Raw genomic sequence first — 14,465 nt, 5'->3', positions numbered from 1 at the left:
GAGAAGAGCTAAAGATATGTATACGCTACCTAGTAAATTAAAACTTTTTGCGATCATTTTTATGGTTACTGGAGCCTTAGGAATTGTTTCTGGGTTTCTTAGTACTCCTAAAACAACAGCAGAAGTTAAGGAAATGATGGCATCTGGTCATGGTGATGATCATAATTTAGAAGCTAGTTCTAATGATGGACATGATGCTGTAGAGGGCACACATGGAGGTGAAGTTCCTCATGGAGATGATGCTCATGATGATGAAGCTCATTACGAGCATATAATGCATCAAATGCAAAATAGACCTTGGTCCGCAATTTATATTGCTTCCTTTTTCTTTTTTATGATTTCATTAGGTGTTTTAGCCTTTTATGCTATTCAATATGCATCGCAAGCAGGATGGTCACCTGTTTTATTTAGAGTGATGGAAGCGATAACGGCATACTTGCCTTGGGCTTCTGTTATAATATTAATATTATTATCACTTTCAGTAATGGATGTGAATCATATATTTCATTGGATGGATCCAGATTTAATAAATCCTGAAAGCGATAAATACGATAAATTAATTGACGGAAAAAGTGGATGGTTAAATAAAGCATGGTTCTTAATTAGAGCAGCAATCTTTTTATTAGGTTGGAATTTATACCGTCATTACTCTAGAAAGTTTTCAATTTTAGATGATACAGCGGAGGATAATCGCTATTTTAAAAAGAATTTTAGAATTGCAGCGGGTTTCTTAGTATTCTTTATCTATACTGAATCTATAATGTCATGGGATTGGCTAATGAGTTTCGATCCACACTGGTTTAGTACTTTATATGGATGGTATGTATTTGCTGGAATGATGGTATGTGGAATCACAGTAATTGCGCTAATAACAATCGTATTAAAAGCACAAGGATATTTAGAATTTGTTAATGACAGTCATATACATGATTTAGCAAAATTCATGTTTGCTTTTAGTATTTTTTGGACTTATTTATGGTTCTCACAATTCATGCTTATTTGGTATGCAAATATTCCAGAAGAGGTAACTTATTTTGTTACCAGAATTGAAGATTATAATCTTCCATTCTTTGGAATGCTAGCATTGAATTTTATATTTCCTTTATTATTGCTTATGAACAGTGACTATAAAAGAGTAAATTGGTTTGTTGTTTTAACAGGAATTGTTATTCTTGCAGGACATTATGTAGATCTTTTTGTAATGGTTATGCCTGCAACAGTTGGAACTTCATGGTATATCGGTTTACCTGAAATTGGGGCAATGTTATTTTTCTTTGGATTGTTTGTGTATGTAGTATTTACAGCATTAACAAAACAACCTTTAATAGCAAAACACAATCCATTTATTAAGGAAAGTAAACAATATCATTATTAATTACAATTATAGAATAAACAACGATGACCGCATTTTTAGTAGTTTTAGTAATCATTCTTTTTGGAGTTGCTGTTTGGCAAATGAATAAGATATTTCAATTATCTAAGCCAGAGCAAGACAATACTTCAGAAATTTCATCAGACAAAGACAATAGCCTTAATGGATATTTAATGTTAGGTTTTGTCATATTTATGTATGCTCTTTTAATCGCATGTTTTTGGTTATGGGGTGACGTTCTATTGCCCGTTTCAGCTTCAGAACATGGGGTGGAAATAGACCAACTTATGTTAGTGTCTATGGTATTAATATTTGTAGTAGGGATATTTACAGAATGGTTGTTGTTTTATTTTGCATTTAAATATAGAGGAAAAAAAGGCTATAGAGCATTATACTATGTTGATAACCATAAATTAGAATTCATCTGGACCATTATCCCGGTAATCGTTTTAGCGGCTTTAATTATCTATGGATTATTTACATGGACAGACATTATGTATGTTGATGAAGATGATGATCCAATTGTTATTGAATTATATGCATATCAATTTGATTGGAGAGCTAGATACTCAGGTGAAGATAATTCTTTAGGTAAAGCTAATGTACGTTTAATTGAAGGCGTAAATCAACTAGGGATTGATGTTTCTGATATAAATGCACAAGATGATATAATTGTAAATGAATTGCATTTACCTAAAGGTAAAAAAATATTATTTAAAATGCGTTCGCAAGACGTATTACACTCTGCTTTTATGCCTCACTTTAGAGCACAAATGAATTGTGTTCCTGGAATGATAACTCAGTTCGGATTTACTCCAACAGTTACAACGGAAGAAATGCGTTTGCAAGATGATGTAGTTGCGAAAGTTGGAAGGATTAATAAAATTAGAAGAAAGAAAAGTATTTTGTTACAAGAAAAAGGGGAAGAAGCTTTAGAAGTATATGAATTTGATTATATGCTACTTTGTAATAAAATATGTGGAAGTAATCACTACAATATGCAAATGAAAATTGTAGTAGAAACAGAAGAAGAGTATAAAGCATGGTTAGCTGAACAAGCAACTGTGGCATCAACTTTAAAAAAATAAATAACAGTAATTAGAGATATGTCAGCAAACTCAAACGAACTAGCAGTAGATCATCACGATGACCATGGACATCATCATAAAGAGACATTTATAACAAAATATATCTTTAGCCAAGATCATAAAATGATCTCTAAACAATACCTGATTACAGGTTTGTTTATGGCATTTATTGGTATTGCAATGTCATTGCTTTTTAGACTGCAATTAGCATGGCCGGATAAACAATTTACTGTATATGAAATATTTTTAGGAAAATGGGCTGAAGATGGCGTTATGGACCCTAATATGTATCTTGCTTTAGTTACAATCCATGGTACTATAATGGTATTTTTTGTGTTAACAGCGGGCTTAAGTGGAACTTTTAGTAACCTATTAATTCCACTACAAATTGGAGCACGTGATATGGCATCAGGGTTTCTTAATATGGTATCATATTGGTTATTCTTCCTATCTAGTATTGTAATGTTGCTTTCATTATTTGTTGAAGCAGGACCAGCATCTGTAGGTTGGACAATATATCCTCCATTAAGTGCATTGCCCCAAGCAATGCCTGGAGCAGGAACAGGAATGACTCTTTGGTTAGTTTCTATGGCAATATTTATTGCTTCTTCCTTATTAGGATCATTAAACTATATAGTTACTGTAATAAACTTAAGAACTAAAGGAATGTCTATGACTAGACTACCTTTAACAATATGGGCTTTCTTTGTAACGGCTATAATTGGTGTAGTTTCATTCCCTGTATTACTTTCAGCAGCTTTAATGTTAATCATGGATAGAAGTTTTGGAACTTCTTTCTTCCTTTCAGATATTTATATTGCAGGGGAAGTATTGCATAATCAAGGTGGTTCACCTGTATTATTTGAACACCTTTTCTGGTTTTTAGGACATCCCGAAGTATATATTATTATTCTTCCAGCCATGGGACTTGTTTCAGAAGTTCTAGCAACCAATTCACGAAAACCTATTTTTGGGTACCGTGCGATGATTGCTTCAATATTAGCGATTGCTTTCCTTTCAACAATTGTTTGGGGTCATCATATGTTTATTACTGGAATGAACCCCTTCTTAGGGTCCGTATTTACATTTACAACCTTATTAATTGCAATTCCTTCAGCGGTAAAAGCTTTTAACTGGATTACCACTCTTTGGAAAGGAAACTTACAAATGAATACAGCGATGTTGTTTTCAATTGGATTTGTTTCAACATTCATCTCTGGTGGTTTAACAGGGATTATTTTAGGAGATAGTGCTTTAGATATTAATGTTCATGACACTTATTTTGTGGTTGCTCACTTCCACCTTGTAATGGGAATATCAGCATTGTATGGATTACTAGCCGGTGTATATCATTGGTTCCCTAAAATGTTTGAAGGTAAAATGCTGAATAAAAAATTAGGGTATTTACATTTCTGGATTACGGCTATAGGTGCTTATGGAGTTTTCTTCCCAATGCATTTTATTGGAATGGCTGGACTTCCAAGACGTTATTATACAAATACAAACTTCCCTTACTTCGATGATTTAGCCGATGTAAATGTGGTAATTACTTTATTTGCATTCTTTGCTGCAATTGGACAATTATTCTTTATTTATAATTTTATCAACTCAATATTTAATGGAAAGAAAGGACCTAAAAACCCTTGGAAATCTACGACACTAGAATGGACTGCTGAAGTAAAGCATGTACACGGAAACTGGGATGGACCAATTCCTGAAGTATATCGTGGTCCTTACGATTATAGTAAGTTAGATAAAGATGGTAATGACTATGTTATAGTTGGGCAAGATTATGTGCCACAAAATGTACCTATACAAGACAATGAAGAAGTATTAGATCATTAAAAAATTCCTGCGGAAGTAGGAATCTCACAATATTTTAAATAAAAGACCCTTTCATTTTTGAAAGGGTCTTTTTTGGTTTTAGCAACCTGAATTGTACTTTTTTATTATTTATGGTAGCATTCGATTTGTATATTTGTTTTATGAATGAAAACCTTGATCCTAATTCAGAAGATTTTTCGCCAGAAGAAATAGATATGGAGCGTAAATTGCGCCCTCTTACTTTTGATGATTTTACAGGACAAGATCAGATTTTAGAAAACCTGAAAATATTTGTTCAAGCCGCTAATCAAAGAGAAGAAGCACTTGATCATACACTTTTTCATGGCCCTCCGGGTTTAGGTAAAACTACCTTAGCTTATATACTAGCAAATGAACTAGACGTTCATGTAAAGGTAACCTCTGGACCCGTATTAGATAAACCCGGTGATTTAGCCGGTTTATTAACCAATCTTGAAGAAAGAGATGTTTTATTTATTGACGAAATCCATCGTTTAAGTCCGATAGTTGAAGAATATTTATATTCTGCTATGGAGGATTATAAAATCGATATTATGATTGAGTCTGGACCTAATGCACGTTCGGTACAAATTAATTTAAATCCGTTTACACTAGTTGGAGCAACAACACGATCAGGTTTATTAACTGCTCCAATGAGAGCTCGCTTCGGAATTACTTCAAGATTACAATATTATAAAACCGAATTATTAACCACAATTGTACAGCGAAGTGCTACAATATTGGATGTGCCAATTAGTATGGAAGCTGCAATAGAGATCGCAGGTCGAAGTAGAGGTACTCCCCGTATCGCAAATGCTTTATTGCGAAGAGTGAGAGATTTTGCACAGATAAAAGGAGATGGTACTATAGATATTGCTATTGCAAAATACGCATTAGAAGCTTTGAATGTTGATGCACATGGTTTGGATGAAATGGATAATAAAATCCTTACGACCATTATTGAAAAATTTAAAGGTGGTCCTGTAGGTATTAGCACTATTGCAACAGCTGTTTCTGAAAGTACTGAAACCATTGAAGAAGTGTATGAACCTTTTTTAATCCAACAAGGTTTTATCATGCGAACACCTAGAGGTCGTGAAGTTACAGAAGCTGCTTACAAACATTTAGGCAAAATAAAAGGGCCTACGCAAGGAGGTTTATTTTAGGAAGTTTTAAAAATAAAATTTCGTGAACCCTATTTCAAATTATACCCAACTAATAAAATCTGAAGCCAAACGCCTCGGTTTTTTGTCTTGTGGTATAAGCAAAGCTGAATTTTTAGAAGAAGAAGCACCTCGATTGGAAAAATGGCTCAACAAGAATATGCATGGCGAAATGAGCTACATGGAAAATCATTTCGATAAGCGCTTAGATCCAACATTATTAGTTCCAGACTCAAAAAGTGTTGTGTCACTTTTATTGAATTATTTTCCTGCTGAAATCCAGAATGAGGAGAGTTATAAAATTTCAAAATACGCGTATGGAACCGATTATCACTTTGTAATAAAAGACAAGCTAAAACATCTTTTAAATTTCATTCAAGAAGAAATAGGCGAAGTCCATGGAAGAGCTTTTGTAGATTCAGCACCCGTGTTGGATAAAGTTTGGGCGGCAAAAAGTGGATTAGGTTGGATAGGGAAACATAGTAATTTATTAACGAAACAAGTTGGGTCGTTTTATTTTATTGCTGAAATAATAATCGATTTAGAGTTAGAATATGATACTCCAATTACGGACCATTGTGGAAGTTGTACTGCATGTATTGATGCATGTCCAACTGATGCAATTGTAGATCCTTATGTAGTTGATGGAAGTAAATGTATTTCGTATTTCACTATTGAATTAAAAAATGAAATGCCTTCTTCAGTAAAAGGTAAACTTGATGATTGGATGTTTGGATGTGATATCTGTCAAGATGTTTGTCCTTGGAACCGTTTTAGTCAATCTCATAAGGAGCCTTTATTTAACCCTAATCCAGAACTTTTAAGTAAGTCGAAGAAAGAATGGGAAGAAATAACACAGGAAGTTTTTCAAGAAATCTTTCAGAAAAGCGCAGTAAAAAGAACAAAATATTCAGGCTTGCTTAGAAACATAAATTTTTTAAAGAGTTAGAAAATATTGATGGGTGATGTTCAATAAAAAGAGGAAAGAAAAAAATAACAAGAATAAGCCCTAAACTAGCTTTAAGAATTTAGCATTTACAGCTATGGCAGATACAATTTTTATATTATATTTGGGGCATCAACTATAGATAGCCGATGATTACCCATATTCAGGGAAGATTAATTGAAAAAAATCCTACCGATGTAGTAATAGACTGTAATGGTGTTGGGTATTTTATTAATATCTCGCTGCATACATTTTCACATATCCCTACGAGTGAAAATGTAAAATTATTTACACATTTGCAGGTTCGAGAGGATGCGCATGTATTATATGGTTTTTCAAGTATAGTTGAACGAGAAATTTTTAAGCTATTAATATCAGTATCTGGAGTTGGGGCTAGTATAGCAAGAACAATGTTGTCCTCATTAAATCCAGAACAAGTAAAGGAAGCTATAGCATCAAATGATATAGCAACCATACAATCAGTTAAAGGAATTGGTTCAAAAACTGCACAACGCGTGGTATTGGATTTAAAAGATAAAATATTGAAAGTATACGGTTTAGATGATGTTTCTAACGTTTCAAGCAATACCAATAAAATTGAAGCGTTATCAGCATTGGAAACATTAGGTTTTGTTCGTAAACAAGCGGAAAGAGTTTGTGATAAAATTTATGCGCAAGATCCAAATGCTTCTGTAGAAACTATTATAAAACTGGCTTTAAAAAATTTGTAAAATTTGAACGCAAAAAAATACGATTTCAAGCATAGCTTTTTTAAGCTAATTTTAGTTTTAAGTATAATGTCTAGTACTGTTACTGTTACACAGGCACAAGATTCAACTAGCACAGGATTTTCAATGGGAAGATTAGATCTTCCTACACCTACAAGCATTCAAGATTTGTATACCTACGATCCTATTACGGAACGATATATATATACAAGAATGTTAGGGAGTTTTACCATTTCCTATCCTTTAATACTAACTCCTGAAGAATATCAGGCCTTAATATTAAAAGAGCAAATGAAGGCTTATTTTAAAGAGAAAATAGATGCAGTAGATGGTAGAAAAGAAGGGGCTGAAGAATTACAAAAAAATCTTTTACCCACATTTTATATCAATTCTAACTTCTTTGAATCAATATTTGGCGGAAATACCATTGAAGTTATCCCACAAGGTAGTGTGGAAATGGATTTAGGGGTGTTATTCTCTAAACAAGATAATCCAGCTTTTTCACCAAGAAACAGAAAAAATTTAACTTTTGATTTTGAGCAACGAATTAGCTTAAGTTTACTTGGAAAAGTAGGTGAACGACTTCAAATTACAGCGAATTATGACACTCAATCTACCTTTGATTTTCAAAACCAAATAAAATTAGAATACACGCCTACCGAAGATGATATAATTCGAAAAATTGAAGTGGGTAATGTAAGCTTGCCATTAAATAGTTCATTAATCCAAGGAGCACAAAGCTTATTTGGAGTAAAAACCGAATTGCAATTTGGAAAAACTACCATTACGGGTGTGTTTTCTGAACAAAAATCCGAAACCCGATCTGTCGTAGCTCAGGGAGGAGCAACAGTAACAGAATTTGATATTTTTGCATTAGATTATGATGATAATCGTCACTTTTTCTTAGCACATTTTTTTAGAGATAATTACGATAAAAATCTAAAACAATATCCTTTTATAAATACGAACGTTCAAATTACAAGAGCTGAAGTTTGGATTACCAATCGAAATAATAGTATTGAGAACGTAAGGAATATTGTAGCTGTTCAAGATATAGGTGAATCGGATGCAACAAACATTGGATTGCCTGTTCTTCCTGGAGGTTTTATTAATAGCGCAAGTACTGCATTTCCAGATAACTCAAATAATGACTTTAACCCTTTTGGAATAGATAACCCTTCAGTTCAAAGTATTTTAAATCCAGCGATTAGAGATGTAGCGACAGTTCAATCTGGTTTTACTGGCGTTCAAGTAAGAGATGGTCTTGATTACGTTGGACTTGAAAATGCCAGAAAATTACGCCAAAATGAATATGAGCTTAATAGTCGATTAGGATATATTTCATTAAATCAACGATTAAGTAATGATGAAATTTTAGGTGTGTCGTTCCAATTTACAGTAAATGGAAATGTGTATCAAGTAGGAGAGTTTTCTAATGATGGAATAGATGCAACAGGAGGAACAATTAATGAAGGAGAAGATGATCAAATAGATGGAATACCTCAAAATCTTGTAGTAAAACTTCTTAAGAGTAGTATCACAAATGTACAAGAACCTATTTGGGATATCATGATGAAAAATATCTATCCTTTAGGCGCTTTTCAATTAGAACGGGAAGATTTTAGATTAAATATACTTTATACAGATCCGTCCCCATTAAACTTTATTACAAAAGCAACTGAAAGTGTTGGTTTTCCGGAAACAGAGTTGCCAGAAGACGTAGATAATACAACGTTACTTAGAGTATTTAATTTAGATCGTTTAAACTTTAATAATGATCCACAGCAGGAAGGTGATGGATTCTTCGATTTTATTGATGGTGTCACAGTCGACTCTCAAAATGGACGAATAATATTTACAACCATTGAGCCTTTTGGATCTCATTTATTTGAGAAATTGGATACTACAATTGGAGGTCCAGAAGATTATGATAATCCTACTACTTATAATGCAAATCAGAATAAGTATGTGTATAGATCATTATATACTTCGACAAAAACGCAAGCAGAACAAGAGGATAGTGATAAAAATAAATTTCAATTAAAAGGTTCTTATAAATCAACAGGTTCTGATGGAATTTCTATTGGAGCGTTTAATGTACCTCAAGGGTCTGTGACTGTTACGGCAGGAGGTAGAACTTTAGTTGAAGGTGTAGATTATACTGTAAATTACCAATTAGGAAGAGTTCAGATATTAGATCCATCCCTTCAAAATTCAAATACTCCTATTAATATTACTACTGAAAATAATACTTTATTTGGTCAGCAGACAAAACGATTTACAGGGCTAAATGTAGAACATAAGTTTAATGAAAACTTCCAAATAGGAGCTACATATTTAAATTTAAATGAACGCCCTTTAACTCAGAAGTCTACTTATAATGCAGAACCAATTAATAATACAATATTAGGTTTTAATGCTACTTATTCTACACAGGTTCCTTTTTTAACAAGGTTAGTAAATAAATTACCAAATATAGATACAGATGTAGAATCTAATCTTTCTTTACGAGGTGAGTTTGCATACTTGTTACCAGGCGCTCCAAAAGTGGCTGATTTTGATGGAAAAACTACGGTGTATGTTGATGACTTTGAAGCTGCCCAAACAGAATTAGATATAAGTTCACCACAAAGTTGGTTCTTATCTAGTGCTCCTTTTAATTTTGGAGGTGAATTAGTAAATGATCCTAATAGCTTAGCGTATAATTATAAAAGGGCTGGTTTATCTTGGTACACAATTGACCCAGTATTCTATAGTAGTCAAAGACCAGGTGGGATAAATGATGAAGACCTTTCTTCACCATTTACAAGAAGAGTCTTTAGAGATGAAATATTTCCAAATCAAGATATTGTACAAGGACAAACGCAGGCATTATTTACATTAGATTTAGCTTATAATCCGAGTGAACGTGGACCTTATAACTTTAATCCAGATGCATTAGCAGATGGAGATTCAAATACTTTACCAAATCCTCAAGATAATTTTGCAGGTATTTCAAGGCAATTAACAACGACAGATTTTGAACGTTCAAATGTAGAATTTATCGAGTTTTGGGTAATGGATCCTTATGAGCATGATGACAGTCAGGGGAGTGGAAAAATATTCTTCAATTTAGGAAATATTTCAGAAGATGTATTAAAGGATGGTAGAAAGCAATATGAAAATGGATTACCAGAAGATGGTGGTTCAGCAAATACATTACCAACACAGTGGGGTAAAGTACCTACAAGTCAATCATTAGTGTATGCCTTCGATACTGAAGGACAACAAAGAACCAATCAAGATGTTGGGTATGATGGTGAAGGTGATGTTGATGAATCAAGTGACCCAAATCCAACCATTAACTCAATAGTTTCACAGTTTGGAGGAGATGACCCTGCAAGAGATAACTACCAATACTTTTTACAAGCTGAAGGATCTATTGTTAATCGTTATAAAAGGTATAATGGAGTAGAAGGGAATTCACCTGTTGAATTATCAGATACAGATAGAGGTTCAACTTCACAACCTGATGTTGAAGATATCAACCGTGACAATTCGATGAATACGATTGATAGTTATTTCGAATATGAAATAGATTTTAAAGATGGTTTAACAGTAAATGATCCATTTGTAGCTCAAATTAAAGAGCTTGATGTAACTACTCAAGATAATAATGTAATTCCTGTACGATGGATTCAATTTAAAATTCCAATCAGTGAACCAACAGATGTTATTAATGGAGCAGCAGATTTTAGATCAATTCGTTTTATGCGTATGTATATGTCAGGGTTTGAAGAATCCACTATATTACGTTTTGGTACTTTAGATTTAGTTAGAGGTGATTACAGAAGATATACTCAAACATTAGACTTATTAGGAGATGATCCTGATGATGATGATACCTTTTTTGAAAATAGAGCAGTAAGTATAGAAGAAGACGAAAATAGAGCTCCAATTCCTTATAGACTACCTCCAGGAGTAATTAGAGAAGAATTAAATAATAATAATAATTTAATTCGTCAAAATGAACAATCTTTATCATTAAGAGTAAAAGGTTTAGAAGGGGGTGATGGTCGTGGAGTATATAAAAATTATAGTATTGATATGCGTCAATACGAAAATTTAGAGCTATTTATCCATGCCGAACCTATAGATGATAATAGTTGTCCTTCTAGAATTGAAGATGGCGATATGGTTGCGTTTATTAGAATAGGAAATGATTTATCTCAAAATTTCTATGAAGTGGAAATTCCATTAAATCCAACAGATATTCCAATTGATACAAATACTCAAGGAACATCTGATCCTCAAGAGATTTGGCCTGTTGAAAACCGAATTAATCTACCATTAAAATTACTTCAAGAAGTAAAATCACTTGTTTTAGGAGGAGGATTAGAAGCGGATCCTATTACTGGAATATCTTATATAAGTCAATCAGATGATAGATTAACTACGGGATATTCAGGTCCAGAAAATGAGCTAAGAATTGGTATTAAAGGAAACCCAAGTTTTGGTAATGTACGTACCATCATGTTAGGGATGAAAAACTCATTAACAAATGAAGACGTTTGTGGAGAAGTTTGGTTCAATGAGTTACGTCTTTCAGAATTAAAAAATCAAGGTGGATGGGCTGCAATTGCAAGCATGGATGCTAATATTGCCGACTTTGCAACCATTAGTGCTGCAGGAAGAAGAAGCACCATAGGGTTTGGTTCAATCGAGCAAGGTCCTAATGAAAGAAGTCGTGAAGATGTACAGCTATATGACGTAGTTACTAATTTGAATTTAGGTCAATTATTGCCAAAAAAATGGGGAATCCAATTACCATTTAATTATGGACGCTCAGAAGAATTAATTACTCCTCAATACGATCCAGAATTTCAAGATATTGAATTAGATGCAAGGTTAGATGGAATTTCAGATAATGTTGAAAAAGATAGAGTTAAAGAACAATCTGTAGATTATACAAAACGACAAAGCATCAACTTTATTGGTGTTAGAAAAGATAGAACTGGAGATTCAAAACCAAGAATGTATGATGTTGAAAATTTAACTTTTTCGTATTCATATAATCAAATTGATCATCATGATTTTGAAATTGAAGATGCGGTAGATAAAAATGTAAGAGTAGGGGCTACTTATAATTATAATTTTACCCCAAAAATAGTGGAACCATTCAAGAAAAATGATTCCATATTTAATGGAAAATACTGGCAGTTCTTAAAGGATTTAAACTTTAATTATGCGCCTTCTAATATTTCAGTAAACTCAAGTATTGTTCGTCAATACAATGAACAAAAATTTAGAGAGTTTAATTTAGCTGATGGAAATATTGGAGTACCTACATTATTTCAACGTAATTATTTATTTGATTGGCAGTATACGATTAATTATAACCTAACAAATTCCTTGCGTTTTAATTTTGATTCATCAAATAACAGAATCATTAATAATTATATCACTGAAGAAGTAAATACAGATGGATCTATAGATTATAACGTAGACAATGAAGTGGGGGTTTGGGACGGATTCTTTGATATAGGAGATCCTAATAGGCATGCACAATCATTACAAGTAAATTATGATTTACCATTTAAAAAGTTTCCATTTTTAAAGTTTATTCGAGCAACCTATTCATATACAGGTGATTTTCAATGGCAAGATGGAAGTGAATTGTTAAGCAATATTCCAAATCCAGATGAAAATGGAGAACCTGCTTTCTTTGATTTAGGAAATTCAATTCAAAATGCAAGTACACACCGTATCAATTCTAGTATTGATATGAAAAGTTTTTATAGGTACATAGGGCTTAAGAAAATTAAGAAAAATAAAACTAGAAATAATAAGAGAGCAGAGAATGATGGTAAAGTAAAACCCGCTGCTGCTGCTGGTAAATCTTTAACAGGTGATAGTGCAGGTACAAAGACAGCATCTTCCTCTACTTCAAATTCATTAAGTGGAGGTCAACAGGCAATGAATACTTTAATTGGAATTGCTACATCAATAAAGAAATTTCAAATTAACTACCAGGAAAATAAAGGTATCTTTTTACCAGGGTATACGCCTTCGATAGGTTTTATAGGAACCTTAAGGCCTTCAGCTGGATTTACTTTTGGAAGTCAATCTAATGTAAGAGACTTAGCAGCTCGTAAAGGGTGGTTAACATTATATCCTGAATTTAATGAACAATATACTGAAGTAGATAGTCGTCAATTAGATGTTCAAGCAAATATTGAATTACTTCCAGGATTAAAAATTGACCTTAACGGTAATAGAGTATTCTCTGAAAACTTTTCAGAAAATTACATTGTAGAGGATGATCTATATAGATCCTTAACACCAAATACATTTGGAAACTTTAATATCTCTACCTTATTAATAAAAACTGCATTTTCTAAAAGTGATGAAAATGGATCTGCAGCTTTTGATGATTTTAGAGCGAATAGACTTATTGTAGCAAATAGATTAGCGGAAAAAAGAGGGATTAATATCAGTGACCCTGCAAACTTAGACGATGATGGTTTTCCAATTGGTCTTGGTAAAACAAGTCAGGATGTATTATTGCCTGCGTTTATTTCTGCATATAAAGGTTCAAGTGCTTCAAGCGAAAAAACAGGATTCTTAAGAGATATTCCATTACCTAATTGGGATTTAAAATATACTGGTTTAATGAAACTTAAATGGTTTAAAAAACGATTTAAACGTTTCTCAATTCAACATGGATATAGAGCTGGTTATACTGTAAATCAGTTTCAGTCAAATTTAGATTTCGATACGAACAATCCAAATGCAGTTGATCAAGCTGGTAACTTTAAAACTGAAATTATCTTATCCAATGTAAACTTAACAGAACAATTTTCTCCTTTAATAAAAATTGATTTTGAAATGAAAAATTCTGTTAAAATTTTAGCAGAAATAAGAAAAGATAGAGCTTTATCATTAAGTTTTGCTAATAATCTTTTAACTGAAATTCAAGGAAATGAATTTATTATTGGATTAGGGTATAGAATAAAAGACTTGCGAATTTCTACTAATTTAGGTGGAAAAAAGAAAGTCCTAAAAAGTGATTTAAATTTCAAACTTGACTTATCAAGAAGAGATAATAAAACAATCATAAGATATTTAGATTTAGAAAATAATCAAACAACTGCTGGCCAAACATTATATGGTATTCAATTTACAGCAGATTATGCCTTAAGTAAAAACCTTACTGCATTGTTTTATTATGATCATACATTCTCTGAATATGCAATATCTACAGCATTTCCACAAACAACTATTAGAAGTGGGATAACCTTAAGATATAATTTTGGAAACTAAAAAATTAACTAAAAAAATTAAAAG

At 32.6% G+C, this 14,465-nt stretch carries 7 protein-coding genes; all 7 read left to right on the top strand.

Annotated elements, in window-relative coordinates; all coding sequences use genetic code 11:
- The first annotated feature begins 16 nt into the window (after positions 1 to 16).
- The 7 genes from ABXT64_RS03865 (at position 17) to sov (ending at position 14,441) form a co-directional block, all read left to right on the top strand.
- Positions 17 to 1,375: a quinol:cytochrome C oxidoreductase gene (locus ABXT64_RS03865; RefSeq protein WP_443634086.1), complete on the top strand. Its 1,359-nt coding sequence runs from the start codon at positions 17 to 19 to the stop codon at positions 1,373 to 1,375.
- A gap of 23 nt (positions 1,376 to 1,398) precedes the next feature.
- On the top strand, positions 1,399 to 2,460 hold the full coding sequence (locus ABXT64_RS03860) for a cytochrome c oxidase subunit II (protein ID WP_443634084.1): 1,062 nt from the start codon (positions 1,399 to 1,401) through the stop codon (positions 2,458 to 2,460).
- Positions 2,461 to 2,478: 18 nt separating this feature from the next.
- Entirely contained in the window at positions 2,479 to 4,305 is a 1,827-nt protein-coding gene (locus tag ABXT64_RS03855) for a cytochrome c oxidase subunit I (protein ID WP_443634082.1), read from the top strand.
- A 140-nt stretch (positions 4,306 to 4,445) separates the two neighbouring features.
- A complete protein-coding gene (gene ruvB / locus ABXT64_RS03850; RefSeq protein WP_443634081.1) occupies positions 4,446 to 5,468 on the top strand; it encodes a Holliday junction branch migration DNA helicase RuvB in 1,023 nt (340 codons plus the stop codon).
- A gap of 22 nt (positions 5,469 to 5,490) precedes the next feature.
- Positions 5,491 to 6,414 (top strand): tRNA epoxyqueuosine(34) reductase QueG, encoded by a 924-nt coding sequence (queG, locus tag ABXT64_RS03845; protein WP_443634079.1) that lies wholly within the window; start codon positions 5,491 to 5,493, stop codon positions 6,412 to 6,414.
- A 146-nt stretch (positions 6,415 to 6,560) separates the two neighbouring features.
- Positions 6,561 to 7,142 carry a Holliday junction branch migration protein RuvA gene (ruvA, locus tag ABXT64_RS03840; RefSeq protein ID WP_443634078.1) on the top strand — a complete coding sequence of 194 codons (582 nt, stop codon included), beginning with the start codon at positions 6,561 to 6,563 and terminating at the stop codon, positions 7,140 to 7,142.
- A 66-nt stretch (positions 7,143 to 7,208) separates the two neighbouring features.
- On the top strand, positions 7,209 to 14,441 hold the full coding sequence (sov, locus tag ABXT64_RS03835) for a T9SS outer membrane translocon Sov/SprA (RefSeq protein ID WP_443634914.1): 7,233 nt from the start codon (positions 7,209 to 7,211) through the stop codon (positions 14,439 to 14,441).
- Positions 14,442 to 14,465 lie beyond the last annotated feature (24 nt).

The organism is Candidatus Marifrigoribacter sp. Uisw_064 (genome assembly GCF_047730175.1).
Taxonomy (GTDB): Bacteria; Bacteroidota; Bacteroidia; order Flavobacteriales; family Flavobacteriaceae; genus Marifrigoribacter.
Note: the sequence above shows the minus strand (reverse complement) of the source record. Positions and strands in the feature narration are given on the sequence as shown.

Bases quoted from the DNA above. Each gene is read 5' to 3' on its own strand.
- ABXT64_RS03865 (WP_443634086.1), top strand. From the start codon at position 17: ATGTATACGCTACCTAGTAAATTAAAACTTTTTGCGATCATTTTTATG.
- ABXT64_RS03860 (WP_443634084.1), top strand. From the start codon at position 1,399: ATGACCGCATTTTTAGTAGTTTTAGTAATCATTCTTTTTGGAGTTGCT.
- ABXT64_RS03855 (WP_443634082.1), top strand. From the start codon at position 2,479: ATGTCAGCAAACTCAAACGAACTAGCAGTAGATCATCACGATGACCAT.
- ruvB (WP_443634081.1), top strand. From the start codon at position 4,446: ATGAATGAAAACCTTGATCCTAATTCAGAAGATTTTTCGCCAGAAGAA.
- ruvA (WP_443634078.1), top strand. From the start codon at position 6,561: ATGATTACCCATATTCAGGGAAGATTAATTGAAAAAAATCCTACCGAT.
- sov (WP_443634914.1), top strand. From the start codon at position 7,209: ATGTCTAGTACTGTTACTGTTACACAGGCACAAGATTCAACTAGCACA.